The 16,333-nt window shown below is 40.5% G+C and carries 10 protein-coding genes; 9 read left to right on the top strand and 1 reads right to left on the bottom strand.

The window, feature by feature from the left end; genetic code table 11:
• Nucleotides 1–97: 97 nt before the first annotated feature.
• Both AC106S_RS13610 and AC106S_RS13605 read left to right on the top strand, forming a co-directional pair.
• A complete protein-coding gene (locus tag AC106S_RS13610) occupies nt 98–1,705 on the top strand; it encodes a fumarate hydratase (RefSeq protein ID WP_482439830.1) in 1,608 nt (535 codons plus the stop codon).
• 94 nt (nt 1,706–1,799) lie between these two features.
• Nucleotides 1,800–2,084: a hypothetical protein gene (locus AC106S_RS13605; RefSeq protein WP_309429220.1), complete on the top strand. Its 285-nt coding sequence runs from the start codon at nt 1,800–1,802 to the stop codon at nt 2,082–2,084.
• Between the two features lie 376 nt (nt 2,085–2,460).
• Here AC106S_RS13605 and AC106S_RS13600 read toward each other — a convergent pair whose 3' ends face one another.
• The gene (locus AC106S_RS13600) at nt 2,461–3,333 is read right to left on the bottom strand and encodes a helix-turn-helix transcriptional regulator (RefSeq protein ID WP_482439829.1); all 873 of its coding nucleotides are present in this window, start codon (nt 3,331–3,333) and stop codon (nt 2,461–2,463) included.
• Between the two features lie 149 nt (nt 3,334–3,482).
• On the opposite strand from AC106S_RS13600, the gene AC106S_RS13595 reads away from it, so the two are divergent.
• The 7 genes from AC106S_RS13595 to AC106S_RS13565 all read left to right on the top strand — a co-directional run bounded on the left by AC106S_RS13595 (nt 3,483) and on the right by AC106S_RS13565 (nt 16,295).
• A complete protein-coding gene (locus AC106S_RS13595) occupies nt 3,483–4,535 on the top strand; it encodes a T9SS type A sorting domain-containing protein (RefSeq protein ID WP_482439827.1) in 1,053 nt (350 codons plus the stop codon).
• A gap of 224 nt (nt 4,536–4,759) precedes the next feature.
• The gene (locus AC106S_RS13590; protein WP_482439825.1) at nt 4,760–7,597 is read left to right on the top strand and encodes an alpha-amylase family glycosyl hydrolase; all 2,838 of its coding nucleotides are present in this window, start codon (nt 4,760–4,762) and stop codon (nt 7,595–7,597) included.
• A 143-nt stretch (nt 7,598–7,740) separates the two neighbouring features.
• Nucleotides 7,741–9,030 (top strand): APC family permease, encoded by a 1,290-nt coding sequence (locus tag AC106S_RS13585; RefSeq protein ID WP_482439823.1) that lies wholly within the window; start codon nt 7,741–7,743, stop codon nt 9,028–9,030.
• A 55-nt stretch (nt 9,031–9,085) separates the two neighbouring features.
• Nucleotides 9,086–10,171: a peptide chain release factor 1 gene (prfA, locus tag AC106S_RS13580; protein ID WP_482439821.1), complete on the top strand. Its 1,086-nt coding sequence runs from the start codon at nt 9,086–9,088 to the stop codon at nt 10,169–10,171.
• Nucleotides 10,172–10,243: 72 nt separating this feature from the next.
• Nucleotides 10,244–10,915, top strand: coding sequence for a hypothetical protein (locus AC106S_RS13575; protein WP_482439819.1), 672 nt, complete (start codon nt 10,244–10,246; stop codon nt 10,913–10,915).
• A 96-nt stretch (nt 10,916–11,011) separates the two neighbouring features.
• On the top strand, nt 11,012–13,114 hold the full coding sequence (locus tag AC106S_RS13570) for a prolyl oligopeptidase family serine peptidase (RefSeq protein ID WP_482439817.1): 2,103 nt from the start codon (nt 11,012–11,014) through the stop codon (nt 13,112–13,114).
• Nucleotides 13,115–13,250: 136 nt separating this feature from the next.
• Complete coding sequence (locus tag AC106S_RS13565) at nt 13,251–16,295, top strand: reprolysin-like metallopeptidase (RefSeq protein WP_482439815.1); 3,045 nt, start codon at nt 13,251–13,253, stop codon at nt 16,293–16,295.
• Nucleotides 16,296–16,333 lie beyond the last annotated feature (38 nt).

The following is a 16,333-nucleotide window of genomic DNA, read 5'->3' as shown; positions in this document are numbered from 1 at the left end:
ATATCGATTTAAATGACTGATTTTACTCATGGTTTGAAGACAAGGAAAATATCATTGCGTAATTTTACGCGACTTAAATTTTTCGAAAAAAGTAAATATGGAATTTAGATATCAGGATCCGTATCCGATTCAGAAAGATGATACGGTTTACAAGAAACTTACATCAGATTATGTGAAAGTGGAGCAGCTGGGAAACAGGGAAATCTTAACCGTTGATCCGAAAGGACTGGAACTTCTTGCAGAAGAAGCTATGGCAGATGTATCGTTCATGCTCCGTTCTTCCCATCTTGAAAGTCTCAGAAGAATCATTGACGATCCTGAAGCAACAGATAATGACAGATTCGTAGCGTATAATCTGTTGCAGAATGCCGCGGTAGCTGTTGAGGGAGCGCTTCCTTCATGCCAGGATACCGGAACAGCCATTGTGATGGGGAAAAAAGGGGAAGATGTCTACACCGGAGTTGAAGACGGTGAATATTTAAGTAAAGGGATCTTTAATACCTATCAGAAAAGAAACCTGAGGTATTCCCAGGTCGTTCCTTTAACAATGTTTGAGGAGAAAAACTCAGGCTCAAACCTTCCGGCACAGATTGATATCTATGCTAAAAAAGGAAACTATTACGAATTTTTATTTTTAACAAAAGGAGGAGGCTCGGCAAATAAAACTTTCCTGTATCAAAAGACAAAATCTCTTCTGAACGAAAAATCTCTTGAAGAGTTCATCAAAGAAAAAATTTCAGATCTTGGAACAGCAGCATGCCCGCCGTACCACCTTGCACTGGTAATCGGAGGAACTTCCGCAGAAGCGAATCTGGCGGCTGTGAAAAAAGCATCTGCAAAATATTATGACAACCTTCCTACCGAAGGAAATGAAGCCGGACAGGCTTTCAGAGACCTGGAATGGGAAGCGAAAGTGCAGAAGATCTGCCAGGAAAGTGCCATCGGAGCCCAGTTTGGAGGAAAATATCTAACGCATGACGTAAGGGTGATCAGACTTCCGCGCCACGCTGCTTCTTGCCCGGTTGGAATGGGAGTTTCATGTTCTGCAGACAGAAATATCAAAGGAAAAATTACAAAAGACGGAATCTTCCTTGAGCAATTGGAACAGGATCCGAAAAGATTCTTGCCAGACACACCTCCACACCTGGAAGAAGCCGTTGAGATCAATCTGAATAAGCCAATGCCGGAAATTCTGGCGGAGCTTTCAAAATACCCGATCAAAACAAGATTAAAATTGAACGGAACCCTGATTGTTGCAAGAGATATTGCCCACGCAAAAATCAAAGAAATCATCGACAGCGGAAAACCGATGCCTGAATACTTTAAAAATCACCCGATCTATTATGCGGGGCCGGCTAAAACTCCGGAAGGAATGGCTTCAGGAAGTTTCGGACCTACCACGGCAGGAAGAATGGATGTGTATGTGGATGAATTCCAGAGCCACGGAGGAAGCATGATTATGCTGGCCAAAGGAAACCGAAGCAAAGATGTAACCAATGCCTGCGGTAAATACGGAGGCTTCTATCTGGGATCAATAGGCGGTCCGGCAGCTATTCTTGCCAAAGACAATATTGTATCCGTAGATGTGGTAGACTTCCCGGAATTAGGAATGGAAGCCGTAAGAAAAATTGAGGTGAAAGACTTCCCGGCATTCATCATTACAGATGATAAAGGCAATGATTTCTTTGCAGATCTTGCCCATTAATTAGTTTAAAATCAAAATAAATTATAAAATAGGGCTTGTATCTTTTGTGTAAAAAATAAAAAAGTCCTATTTTTGCCTAAAATCTTTAAGAGAAATGATAACGATTTTATCAGCATTTTGGCCGTTCTACCAGTTCCTTTGGACTGTATTCTTTATAATTATGTTCTTAGTAGGATTCTGGTGTATCTTCATGTTCTTCGGATTGGTGATCCCAATGTGGTTAACTGAAGGTCTGAAAGAATATTTCGGAAAAGTAAAACCTTTTGATCCGGAAGATATCAGAAGCAAGCAGCTTAACGAGCAGGAAGGGGTAGAAGTAATATACAGCCAGCCTAAAGGGAACGGACCTTTCATCCACGATCACGGACATCATCATTAATTGATTGTCATTGCTTTTTCACCTGAATTCTGAAAAAGTAATATCAAAGCAAAACAACATATATAAACCGCTTAAGAAATTAAGCGGTTTTTTTATTGAAAAACAACGTAAACCTATTAAGATAAGCTGTATTTAGAGATAACCTTGTATTTCGTATATAAGCGAAGCGGCTCTGTTTATCTTAAAAACATCAGAATTTTATTCATCCTTTGTCTGCCTTCACATTTAATAAAAATTTCCCCCAAAATGCTTTATGTCTGATCCTGTTAAGATAGTTTAAACATCGCTTCATCCAATGTAAGATTGGCGGTATAAGAATGAAACTTTGCATTAACAAAAAACTGCCGGTCATCATCAGGTGTTTTTTTGATCGTATTTATCTCCCGTTTCTCATATTTTCCGGTGAAACCCCAAACTTCTTCTTAAAGGCACGGGTAAAGTTCTGTACATATTCATACCCGCATTCAATTGCAATTTCTTTGATCATGATCTTTTCATCTATAATCATTTTCCTGGCTTTCAGCATTCTGAGTTCCAGAATATAATCGGCAGCCGTGATATGATATTGTGCTTTAAATGCCTTTCGTATTCTGTTCTGGCTGATACCCATCAGCCTTCCTATCTCTTCAGCACGAATATTTTTATGATAATTTTCATCAATAAATCTTCTTACTCTGGAGGAGACCGGGGAACTGCTCTGAACCGTATCTTTTTCACTGAACTGCTGAAAGACAAGCATCAGGAGTTTGATCATCTTGGCTTCTACAAATAGCTTCTGCATGACCCCTTTTTTAGAATAAGTGATGATCTCCTTCAGGATCATATGCATTTCCACGGTCATTTCCGGAGGTGTTTCCTGATGAATAAAAACATAATTGTTGCGGATCATATTTTCCAGGACAGAAGCATTTTCTTTACTGGTTTCCGGAGCCAGCAGATTGAAGATATACTGATAATTGATCTGAATTCTGATGAATTTTAATCCTTCTTCATGCTCTGTCCATAATTCAGCGGTATGTTCCTGAGAAGAGTAATGCAGGATATATTGATTTTTCCTGAATAAGAACTTTGTTCCGCAATCTGGCGCTTCAAGATGTACGGCTGGGCTTAGTATAAAAATAAAGCTGAAGCTTTCTCTGTTTTCAATCACTTCAGATCTTAAAATTGTTTCAGAGCAGAGCTCTTCATGCAGGAAGATCTCTATATCTCCGGAACTGAAGATTATTCCATTATCAGACTCTTCTTTCATACGAAACAGGTTTACGGTAGGGTACATTTAAAAAATAAAGCTTCAGGCTGATAACAAAAAGTTTGAAAATGATAACTCAGGATGAATCAGGTCGATTACTTTTGTGCAAAATTAAATTAAATTTAGAATAATTAAAAATAATATTGAAGATGATTCAAAATTTACATTTTGCAATGTATAAAATAGGGATAGGCCTGATGACCATTATAGCTGCCGGAAATTTTGCATATGGACAGCAAACATCACTTACACCAAAGAACTGCAATAATACAGATCCCGGAAATACTCCCGGAGATACAGGATGTGTAACTTTTAGCTATCAGGGACAGCCGGTTACCTATACCACAGTAAGAGGTAAGGACGGGAAAATCTGGCTTCAGCAGAACCTCGGAAGTTCACGGGTAGCTGTGGATAAAGCAGACGTGGATTCATACGGCGATCTTTTCCAATGGGGAAGATGGGATGACGGACATCAGCTTAGAAATTCCGCAATTACCGCTGCTCCGGATGAAAACTTTCCATCAGGGCTGGCTGGAAACAGTTCCTATATAGCCGGAGATCCTGAATGGTGGAAAGAATTCCAGGGAGGAGACCAATGGACGGCTTCAGATCTGGGAAATGTGACACCCGGAAGAGGAATAGATCCCTGTAAGGCAGTGGGACCCGGATGGCAGATGCCTACACAGTCGGAATGGGAGACGTTGGTAAGCTCAGAAAATATCAATAACCCGGCAAGCGCTTATAGCAGTTACCTGAAATTGCCCGCTTCGGGTTACAGGAGTTCAGGAAACGGAGGATTTACATTTGTAGGGCAGCGTGGGTATTTCTGGAGTTCCGATACTTCCTCTCTCGGAGCAAAATATCTTTATGTGGGAACAATAATCGCGAACGCTTCGGCAGGGGCACCAAGAGGACAGGGAGCAGCCGTGAGATGCATCAAAAGCGGACTGGTGCTGGGAATATCAGAAACGGCCGGAGTGAATACGGTGGGAATTTATCCCAATCCTGTAAAGAATATCCTTTATATAAAGGCAGATTCCCTGATTGAAAGTGTAAATCTGTTCAATATGACCGGACAGAAAATAAATATACAGTTTTCAGATAATCAGATCAACATGAGCGGACTTCCCGATGGAAACTACCTCGTAGAATTAACATTAAAGAACGGGCAGCGTTTTTCTAAAAAAGTGATTAAAAATTAATGTCCCATCATTTGATGGACCAATAAAAGCTTTGTCTGCGGTTTATTGGTAGAACAGATAAAATATAGTTCATTACAATTACTTTTATTGGAAAGGTTCATGAAGATTTTCATGGGCCTTTTTTGGGTTAATTTTTTTCCCTGGAAACTGAAATATTTTAAAAATGATACCACAGAAAATGAAATCGCGAAAAAAAATATCCTATATTCGATAAAAAATAAGATATGAAAAAGTTATATTCTGTTGTTTTTCTGTTGGTTGCCGTATGGATTTTCGGACAGATCAGCTATACCATAACACCCAGTCCGTTCAATGAAACGGATGCTGTGACGCTAACGGTTCCCGGAGATCAGATTGACGAAACAGCATGGGGAATTTCCAATCATGCGGTATATATCTGGACATGGTCTTTTGACACCAATTACCAGAACAGCCAGGACTGTCCTACCAACGGCAGCTGGAACAATTCCAATGAGCTCAATAAACTGAATTATGATGCAGGATCAGATTCTTATTCTTTAACCTTTACCCCAACCGCTTTTTATGGAAGAACCGGAATTGGCAGATTCGGGTTTTTATTAAAAGATAAAACAGGATCGCACCAGACCTCTCCCGATATTTTTATCAACGTAGGAATTTTAAATATCAGCCTGACGAATCCTGCCCCCAACAGCCTTACTTCGGTTCCGGCGGGAAATACCATCAATATTACCGCGACAACCAATGTAGATGCTGCATTTCAGTTAAAAGCAAACGGAGCTGTTGTGAACTCTGCTACGGTTCCTTCACAGTCTTACACCTATACTTACACTGTAACCCAGGATGCCCAGATGGAGCTTACTGCAACAGATGCAGCTTCCAATTCAAAAAAAGTGAACTTTACCCTTCAGATTCCCAGAAATGTAGTTTCAGAGGCTATTCCTGGCTGGATCAGACAGGGAATTAATTATCATCCAACAGACCAGACCAAAGCAGGACTTGCGCTTTATGCCCCTCACAAAAACTTTGTTCACGTCATCGGAAGTTTTAATAACTGGGTGGTGAATGATTCTTATTTAATGAAAAGAGATACTTCAAACCCTGATCTTTACTGGATTGAGATAACAGGGTTAACGCCCCAGCAGCTCTATACTTTCCAGTACAGAACCAATGATATGAAAAAAGTGGCAGATCCTTTTTCTCCACAGATCCTGTCTTCTTATGACGACCAATGGATCTCCGGTACCACTTATCCGAATCTTCCCCCTTTTCCTGCGGGACAGGATTTTGAAGTTTCTGTGTTTAAAACAGGTCAGACACCCTATAACTGGCAGGTAACCAATTTCCAGAGACCTGCCAAAGAGAATCTGGTCATATATGAATTGCTGCTGAGGGATTTTACCCAGGAGAAAAACTGGCAGTCGCTGATTAATAAAATTTCTTATCTGAAAGGACTGAATATCAATGCCATTGAACTGCTGCCTGTTATGGAATTTGAAGGGAACCTTTCATGGGGCTACAACACCTCCTTCCACTATGCCTTAGATAAAGCCTATGGAACCCCTGAAAAATTCAAGGAATTTGTGGATCTTTGCCATCAGAACGGAATTGCCGTGATTCTGGATATTGCCTTTAATCATGCCACAGGACGCTCCCCTCTGGCCAGACTTTGGAATATCGATCCTGATGGAGACGGCTATGGAGATATCGCAGCCAATAACCCTTATTTCAACCAGGTTCCGAAACATTCCTATAATGTATTTAACGACTTCAACCATACAAGCTCATCAACGAAATATTACGTTGAAAGATGCCTTCAGCAGTGGCTGTCAGAATATAAAATTGACGGATTCCGCTGGGATTTAACGAAAGGCTTTACCCAAAACTGCTCTGAAAATGATGAAGCCTGTACCAATGCCTATCAGCAGGACAGGGTAGACATTATGAAGTACTATGCAGACAGACAGTGGGCCGCAGATCCAAACTCCTATATGATACTTGAACACCTGGGAACAGATGCCGAAGAACAGCAGTGGGCCAATTACAGGACTTCCGAAGGAAAAGGAGTACTGCTCTGGAATAAACAGACAGATCCTTACAACCAGAATACGATGGGCTATAAGGAAAACAGCAATTATGACCGGATGAATCATGCGCTTCACGGGTTTACGGAGATGCATGCCGTAGGATACGGAGAAAGTCATGATGAAGAACGTCTGATGTTTAAAAACCTGGCTTATGGTGCTGTTGAAGGTTCATATAATGTTAAAAACCTGAATACGGCTCTTGACAGGATGAAAACTTTCGGAGCGGTATTCTTTACTGTTCCCGGTCCGAAGATGATCTGGCAGTTCGGTGAACTCGGCTATGAATTCAGCATCAACAGATGTGCAGACGGAAGCATCAGCAGCGGATGCCGGACAGATGAAAAACCTGTTGCCTTTACTTTGGGATATGATACCGATATCAACAGGAAATCCGTATATGATACCTGGGCTAAAATCATCAGCATCAGAAATACTCATCAGGTTTTCAAATCGAAGACATACACCATAGAATCAAACAACCTGGCGAATGATCCGAATGGGCTGATCACAAGAATTTACGTTTATGACACTGCCATCAGTGGGATGAAAAATGTAGTGGTGCTGGCCAATTTTGCGACATCAGCTCAGAATGTGGTGCCTTACTTCCCTTACACAGGGCAGTGGCAGAACCTGATGGATAATACGGTTTCCAATATTGCTTCCACAACAGCTCCGATTACGCTGCAGCCGGGAGAATTCAGGATTTTCGGAAATTATTCCGGGACCCTTTCTGTGAAAGATGAGAATGCAGCCCATAAACTGTCGCTTCAGATTGCAGATAACCCTGTGAAAAACGGTATGGCAAAATTCATTTACCATAAAGTGAAAAACGGGGAAATCATCATCTACGATATGAGCGGTAAAAAAATGGATTCATTCAGATTGAATAATGAAAACGGAACCTATGAGCTGAAAACAGCTTATCCGGCCGGAACCTATCTGGTTCACCTGAACTCCGAAACAGGAACGGCCATCCGGAAAATGATGATAAAGTAAAATTAAAAAAGCAAATTTGCCCATCAGCAGGTTTGCTTTTTTTAAATTTATCTGCCGGAATTCAGATAAAAAAGGTTAAACTGCTTTGATGTTAATAAACTTTAGCCCAATAGGGAATTTTTTGAAAATATATTTTTAACGGGATGGATACGGGCTCACATAAGATAGGCTGGAAAACAGCCGCAGCCATTGTGGTTTCCAATATGATAGGAACAGGGATATTTACGACCTTAGGATTCCAGTTATCGGATATAACCAATACATACAGTATTTTCTTTCTGTGGATCATTGGCGGTATTCTGGCATTGTTCGGAGCGTTCTGTTATGCTGAACTGGGATCTTATTTCAAAGGAAACGGAGGAGATTATCTCTATCTGAAAGAAACCTATCATCCGGTATTCGGGTATCTGGTAAGCTGGATTTCTTTAATCATCGGATTTTCTTCACCGGTTGCCCTGGCAGCACTTGCCATGTCAAAATACCTTTCAGCATTTGATACATCCTTCGGAAATGGCTTTGCGATCGGGATGATCTTCCTTGTAGCGTTAAGCTTATCATTCAGTTTAAAGGCGTCAAGCCGGTTTCATAACTTCTTCACTTTCATCAAGATTGCTTTTATTGTTGTTCTTATCGGTTTAGGGATCTTTATTCCAGATTCTCCGGCCGGAAACAGTCTCAATTTCGACAGCAGCTGGCAGAATGAAATCATGCTTTCTGCCTTTGCCACATCTCTGGTTTTCGTCACCTATTCCTATACCGGATGGAACTCCGCGTCCTATATTGCAGGAGAAATAAAGGAAGTCCACCGGAACCTTCCCAAATCTCTGATCCTGGGAACACTCTTTGTAACGGTTTGCTATCTTCTGGTAAATTTTATCATGCTGAAACATGCTCCGGTAAGTCAGTTGGCAGGAAAAGAAGACGTGATGGGCGAGGCGGCCCGGAATATGCTCGGAAGCAGCTTCGGGAAAGTGGTTAATATTTTTATAGCCCTTCAGCTGATTGCTACCATCAGCGGGTATCTGTGGGTAGGTTCAAGGCTTACACAGGCTTTTGCTAAAGAAAATCATCTGTGGAGATCACTGGCCGCCAGCAATAAAAAAGGAATTCCGGTACGGGCCATTTTTGCCCATGCGGTGATTGCCACAGTTATTATCCTCACAGGAAGCTTTAAAGAAATATTTGTCTATACCGCTTTTATTCTTCAGCTGTTTGCCAGCCTGTCTGTTTCTACTGTTTTTTTCCTTAAGCGGAAGATCTTTAAATCCGGTCTTTTTTATATTTTTCCAGCCGTTTTTCTCCTGTTCAGCGTGTATATTCTTTACTTTACATTCGTTCATAATCCCGGAGAGAGCCTCATAGGATTGGGAATTATAGCCCTCGGAATTGTTTTGTATCTGCTGGACCGAAGACTTTCTAAATCAGAAAACTAAAGCGTTTTTAAATTGAATTAATAATTCTTATCTTTGCACTCTCAAAAATTCTACAATGTCTAAATCATTAATTCCAAAATTAGAAGCTATAAAACAAAGATATAATGAGGTTGCCGATCTTATTATACAGCCTGATGTTATTTCAGATCAGAAAAAATATTCTTCTTTAAACAAAGAATACAGTGATTTAGGAAAAATTGTAAAGGTATACGACCAGTACAAAGGAGCTTTGGATGCCATTGAGGAATCTGACGAAATCATTGCAGACGGATCAGACAGAGACCTTGTAGATCTAGCCAAAGAAGAAAAGCTTGAAGCTCAGGCTAAAATTCCGGGTCTTGAAGAAGAACTGAAAGTCTTACTGATCCCGAAAGATCCCGCAGATGATAAAAACGTTATCGTAGAATTGCGTGCCGGAACAGGTGGTGATGAAGCCGCTATTTTCGTAGAGGATATTTACAGAATGTACACCATGTACTTCAAAGCCAAAGGATGGAGACATGAGGTAACAGATTCCAATGAAGCGGCAAAAGGCTATAAGGAACTGATCATGAAAGTGGAAGGAGAAGGCGTATACGGAATCATGAAATTTGAATCGGGAGTTCACCGTGTACAGCGTGTTCCGGAAACAGAATCCCAGGGAAGAGTACATACCTCCGCAATTACGATTGCAGTACTTCCGGAAGCAGAAGAAGTGGATGTAGAGATCAATCCTGCGGATATCGAAATGCAGACTTCCCGTTCAGGGGGTGCCGGAGGACAGAACGTCAACAAGGTTGAAACCAAAGTACAGCTTACCCACAAACCTTCAGGGCTTGTAGTGGTTTGTCAGCAGGCACGTTCCCAGCTGGCTAACCGTGAACTGGCGATGGAAATGCTTCGTGCGAAACTGTATGACATCAAACTTCAGGAAGTTCAGGGTGATATTGCTGCGCAGAGAAAAACCATGGTATCTACCGGAGACCGTTCTGCAAAGATCAAAACATATAACTATCCGCAGGGAAGAGTAACAGATCACAGAATCAACAAGTCTATGTATAATCTGGATGCCTATATGAACGGAGATATTTCCGAAATGATCGATGCCGTGATCATGGCGGAAAATGCAGAGAAGATGAAAGGAGAGGAAGAAAATTTATAAATCACAACATAATAGAAAGCTTCTGTTCATCAGGAGCTTTTTTTGCATAAAACATGAATCACTTAAATGAATATGAAAAATTTTAAAATTGTTTTACTGTTTGTTCTGGCTGTGATCGGGCAGAATCTGATGGCACAGGCTGAGGTAAAAAAACCGAAGGAAGTATTTGAAATGTATTTCGGGACTTTCGTTAAAAACGATCCTGCCGTACTCAGTAAATTAAATGAGTATCTGAAACCGACCGTAGAAGGGCAGGATGCCTATAAGGTAGATTTTAAAACCGTTTCTGCAGAAACCCTGAAAGCAAGTACAGACGGCTTTTTATCCGTATTTTCAAAATCAGCGGGAGATTCCGGCAGAAAAGAAGCGGAAGATTATTTCACAGCCATGATGGATAATTTCAAAAATGGGAAAGTTACCGTTAAAGAGGTGAAAATGGTGCAGAATGAATATGTGGAAGACCAGAAGATCGCTGAAATCACTTATTCGGTAAGCTTTAAAGTACCATCTAAGATGCCTGAAAGCCCATCCGGTGATCCAAAGAAGATCAGGGCCGAAGAGTTGAAAAAATATTTAACGGAAAGTGTTCAGAGTTTCAAAAATGCAGATAAAGAAGTAACAACAGACCTTCAGTTCAGCTTATATCAGCTTACGGAAGGCGGTAAAATTTACTACTGGAACGGAAGTCCGGATGAAATTGTAACCTCCCTTACTGATTTCTATTTTGAGAGTTTCGGGTCTTAAAACATTATAAAAAAGATAAATTATAGATCAAAAGTCCTGATTCCGGGGCTTTTTTTATTTCATATACTTTACGTATTTTTGAGAAAATCGTTCGACATGAATTTTAAACCTATCTTGTTAACTGCTGGAGTTCTGTTTTCAGCATCTTTTTATTCTCAAAAAATGAACTATCCTAAAGCATTAAAAGGAAGCCAGACAGATACCTATTTTGGCAATGCCGTTTCTGATCCGTTCAGAGATCTGGAAAATGATTCGGATGCTACCAAAAAATGGGTGGATGAAGAAGTCGCGTACAGCGAAAATTATCTTTCAAAAATTCCTTTCAGAAATAAAATTAAAGACCAGCTGAGAGACATCTGGAATTACGAAAAAATTTCAGCACCTTTCAAAGAAGGCGATTATACCTATTATTATAAAAATGACGGTCTTCAGGCACAGTCTATCCTGTACAGAACCAACAATAAGACAAAAGCAACAGAAATATTTTTAGACCCCAATAAATTTTCTGATAAAGGAACCACCTCACTTTCCAACCTGTCATTCAACAAAAAAGGAAACCTGGCAGCTTACTCTATTTCTGAAGGGGGAAGCGACTGGAATAAGATCATCATCATTGATGCGGTTTCTAAAAAACAGATCGATGAAACACTGGTAGATGTAAAATTCAGCGGAATTTCATGGCAGGGTGATGAAGGATTCTATTACTCAAGCTATGACAAACCGAAAGAAGGTACCGTACTTTCCGGTATGACCGACAAACATAAGGTATTCTTTCATAAACTGGGAACCAAACAGTCTGAAGACAAGTTAATTTTCGGAGGCGATAAAACTCCGAGAAGATATTTAGGAGCAGGTGTTTCCGAAGACCAGAGATATCTCATCATTTCTGCAGCCAATGCAACCAACGGAAACGAACTTTATATTAAAGACCTTAAAAAAGGAGGAGATTTTGTTCAGATCGTAAAAGGATTTGATGTCAATGCCAATATCGTAGATACTCAGGGCGACGATCTTTTCATCTTCACAGATAAAGACGCTCCGAATATGCGTCTGGTAAAGACAAGCATCAAAAATCCGGCTCCTGAAACCTGGAAAGACGTAATCCCACAAACTGAAAATGTTCTGGGAATCTCTTCCGGTGGCGGATATTTCTTTGCTACTTATATGATTGATGCGATAGATCAGGTAAAACAGTTCGACAAAACCGGAAAACTGATAAGAGAAATTACCCTTCCGGGGAAAGGAAATATAGGCGGTTTCGGAGGTAAAGAAACAGAAAAAGAGCTGTATTTCTCTTTCAGCAACTATATTACGCCGGGCACAACCTATAAATTCAATGCGGATACCGGAAAATCAGAAGTATACCAAAAACCTAAAGTAAAGTTCAACCCGGATAATTATGTTTCAGAACAGGTTTTCTACACATCTAAGGATGGAACCAAAGTTCCGATGATGATCAACTATAAAAAAGGAACCAAACTTGACGGTAAAAATCCTACCATTCTTTATTCTTACGGAGGATTCAACATCAGTCTGCAGCCTGCCTTTTCCGTGGTGAATGCGATCTGGATGGAAAACGGAGGTATTTATGCTGTTCCGAACATCCGTGGCGGTGGTGAATATGGTAAAAAATGGCATGATGCAGGAACCAAAATGCAGAAGAAAAATGTTTTTGAAGACTTTATTGCGGCAGGAGAATATCTTCAGAGCAAAGGCTATACCTCCAAAGAATATATGGCCCTTTCAGGAAGATCAAACGGAGGACTTCTGGTAGGGGCAACCATGACCATGCGACCTGATCTGGCGAAAGTTGCTTTCCCGGGAGTAGGTGTTCTGGATATGCTGAGATACAATAAATTTACAGCAGGTGCAGGCTGGTCATACGACTACGGAACAGCAGAAGATAACAAAGAAATGTTTGAATATCTTAAATCTTATTCTCCGGTACACAACGTGAAGAAAGGAACCTGCTACCCATCAACCATGATTATTACCAGCGATCATGATGACAGGGTAGTGCCTGCCCACTCTTTCAAATTCGGTGCTGAACTTCAGGAAAAACAGGGATGTAAAAATCCGATTTTGCTGAGAATTGAGAAAAATGCAGGTCACGGAGCAGGAAGATCAACCGAACAGGTGATTGGTGAAAATGCAGATCTTATCTCTTTTGCTTTGTTTGAGATGGGAATTAAAAAATAGGCTGAAATAGTGCAAAAATAATTAAAATGGATGATTTTATTAAAATTATCCATTTTTTTTGATTCTATATTATGGGTATTCGTTACTTTTGTGCTGGATATTTAAAAATTATTAATTCTATTCAGTTAGAAAAGTTATGAAAAAAAGAATTCTACTAGTTTGTGCATTGGCAGCAGGTGTTGCCAGCTTTAATGCACAGAGATGGGAGCCCGCTTCACAAAAGACCTCTGAGATCAGGAAAGAGGTAGATGTTAAATACTCGTACAGAGTAGACTTACAGTCTCTTAGAAATATTCTGAAAGATGCTGTTGAAACTGGAAAAAATGCACAGGCAGTTATTGTTTCATTGCCTACTGCAGAAGGAAAGATTGAAAAATTTGCTGTATATAGTGATCCTGTAATGGAAAAATCTTTAGCAGACAGATATCAGCTAGGTTCTTATGTAGGTGTAGGGGTTGATGATCCTTCCAAATACTTAAGATTCAGTACATCTCCAACAGAAATGCAGTCCATGATCATTAAAGATGGCGTATTTCAGTTTATAGAGCCGATCACTAATGATAAAAAAACATATGGTGTTTTCTATAAAACCAATAGAACACAGAGTGAGCACGGATTTGAGTGTACTGCAGAAGAGAAGAACTTTAAAGACATTAAATCTTTAGAGGCGAACGGAAAAAAAAATCTTTCCGGAATAGGAATCACAAACAGACCGGCAAGCACTAAGTTCAGAACGTACAGGCTAGCTCTTTCCGTTACAGGAGAATACACAAGGTACTTCATGACGCAGGCAGGTATACCTGTTACCGCTACGGAAGACGAAAAGAAAGCTGTGGCATTAATCGCGATGAATAATACAATGACTCGTGTAAATGGAGTTTTCCAGAAGGATTTTGCAATTAAATTACTTTTACAGGATCACCCAAATGTTGTCTATACAGACCCTGCTACTGACCCGTATTCAAATTCTGATGCAGGAACTGGAGGGGCATGGAATGCTGAACTTATGAATGCCCTTCATAACGGCGTAGGAGAAGCTGCCTTCGATATCGGACACTTGTTCGGACGTGACGGCGGAGGTGGTAATGCCGGATGTATCGGATGTGTATGTAGTGATGATATGACATTGAATCAGGGATCACCGGTAGCATACAAAGGATCAGGTTATACCTCTCCAAGTGATGGTAAACCGTGGGGAGATTCCTTCGATATAGACTATGTTGCCCATGAAATGGGACACCAGCTGGGAGGAAACCACACCTTCTCAAACCGTACAGAAGGATCAGGAGTAAATGTTGAGCCGGGTGGTGGTACTACCATCATGGGCTACGCAGGAATTACTGATGACAATGTTGCCATGAGATCCGATGCTTACTTCCATTATTCATCTGTTAATCAGATCTTAAATAATCTGGACAATAAGGCGAATTGTGGTGTAGCACAGAATATTACAACCAATACAGCGCCGGTAATCGCTCAGCTGCCTGTATATAATATTCCTAAAGGAACAGCATACTATCTGGATGCAGCTGCAACAGATGCGGAAAACGATCCGTTAAAATATACCTGGGAACAGTACGACAGCGTGAACCAGCTTGCAACCATTTCCGGAGACAGCGGCTGGGGATATAATACTCAGGGAGCATTAACCAGATCGTACTTCGGTACCGCAAGCGGAAGAAGATATTTCCCTTCTCTGCCTGCAGTAATGGCCGGAACATTAACAGACAAAGTAAACTGGGAAACTGTTTCTTACGTTCCGAGAACACTTAAATATGCAGTAACCGTTAGAGACGAAAACATTACACCAATGTTGGTGTCTGCCGAAACAACAGTAGTGGTTAAAAGCGACGGGCCTTTCAAATTTAACGGGCTTACCGATGCAACAATACTGTATAATAACGCAACCAATACAATTTTATGGGATGTTGCCAATACCAATGCAGCTCCATACAACGTATCAAATGTAAAGATTGAATATACAACAGATCTTGTGAATGGATCAACATGGACAGAACTTGTAGCCTCTACTCCTAATACAGGAAGCTATACCGCTCAAATGCCTGCAAGTTTAACAGGACCTGTTAAATTGAGAATCTCCGCTATTGGTAACGTTTTCTTTGCCGTATCCCCTAAAGTAGTGATCGGAAGTGCGCCTACTTCTACAATGGATGCACCTACCGGAGTATCTACAACTGATGCAGACGTACTGAAAACTTCTGCAAGAGTGGCCTGGAACAGCGTATCCGGAGCAGAATATTCTATTAATTACAGAAAACAGGGAACTACCAACTGGACGAATGTTACAAGTTCAGCAAACTCTGTTCTGCTGAATTCTCTGGAAGATGAAACAAACTATGAAGTTCAGGTGGCAGCAGTAGTGAACTCTGTTGCAGGAGCTTTCTCCCCTGTTTATACATTCAAAACAAAAGGACTGAAAACAGGTGTTGATTATTGTATAGTAAATACAGGAGCTAACATTGTTGGAAATGTTGCTAAAGTGGTTGTATCAAATGTTGATTATACAGATACCACTTTCAGATCATATAAAGATATAAGCGAAAATCCTTCAGCAGTTGTTAATCTGGTTAAAGGAACTTCATATCCGATCACAATCTACGGACTTTATCAGGCAGGTGCCGGTATGACTTATAACGTATTCATCGATTATAACAGAAACGGAGTGTTTGAAACAACGGAGAGAGTTTACAACAGCCCTGCTACAAACTATTCTCAGGTAAGCGGAGGTGTTGGTATCGGTTTCGTAACCGGAAACTTTACGGTTCCGGCAACAGCTTATTCCGGTAATAAGACTTTGAGAATGAGAGTGGTGTCTAACTATTCCAGCGCGGTAAGCAATCCATGTGGAACCTTATCAAGCGGAGCAGGTAGTATTATGGACTTCACCGTTAAAATCACAAGCGGATTGGGTGTAGACGAGACCAACAATACAAAACCATCAGAAATCTCTATTTATCCTAACCCTGCAGATACTTTCGTAGAAGTTAAGAATCTGAAAGGAAAAGCAGATTATAAGATTTACAGTGCAGATGGAAGACTTGTTCAGGAAGGAGCAGTAGATGGTCAGAGAATTAATGTTGCTTCTCTTATCAAAGGAATGTATGTAATCACTATTAAAGATGATAAAAATACATACAATACCAAACTGATCAAAAAATAATAAGATCATAGATCCATAACACAGACCGGGCATTTGTC

Source organism: Chryseobacterium sp. FR054 (assembly GCF_056844565.1).
Note: the sequence above shows the minus strand (reverse complement) of the source record. Positions and strands in the feature narration are given on the sequence as shown.